Raw genomic sequence first — 583 nt, 5'->3', positions numbered from 1 at the left:
TTGGTCTCCAGCTGGAAGTCGCGGAAGGCGAAGGTCTTGGAGAAGTCCAGTTTCTGCTGGGCGGCGGGGTCCATGGGGTCTCCATCGAACATCTCGCCGCAGATATCGACCCCCTCGGCGGCCAGGGCGATGTCGTAGGAGTCGGTCCCGGAGCACATGGTGAAGAGGTAGCCGCCGCCCACCACGTAGTCGCGGATCGCCAGCGCCACGCCGAGCTTCATCTCGGAGACCTTCGCAAAGCCCAGCGAAGCGGCCATCTCCTCGCTCTCCCGCACCATTTCCTGGTACCAGGCGGCGTTGCGGTAGCTGCGCCAGAACTTGCCGTACTGGCCGGTGAAGTCCTCGTGGTGCAGGTGCAGCCAGTCGAAGGTGGGCAGCACACCCGCGACCACCTGCGGATCGTAGATGCGCTCGTAGGGAATCTCCGCGTACTCCATGACCATGGTCACCGCATCGTCCCACGGCTGGAAGCCTTCCGGGGCGTACACCGCGATCTTGGGGGCCTTCTCAAGCTTCACCACTTCCATGTTCACCTCGGGGTCCGCGATCTCCCGCAGGATGTTCGCGGCCTGCCCATCGGCGA

Annotated in this window: 1 protein-coding gene; it reads right to left on the bottom strand. The window is 64.5% G+C overall.

What is annotated here, in order from left to right; genetic code table 11:
- Positions 1-583 (bottom strand): asparagine synthetase B (locus tag KDM41_18660; protein MCB1185446.1); only part of this gene is annotated, 583 nt, incomplete at both ends.

This window comes from bacterium (genome assembly GCA_020440705.1).
Taxonomy (GTDB): domain Bacteria; phylum Krumholzibacteriota; class Krumholzibacteriia; order LZORAL124-64-63; family LZORAL124-64-63; genus JAGRNP01.
Note: the sequence above shows the minus strand (reverse complement) of the source record. Positions and strands in the feature narration are given on the sequence as shown.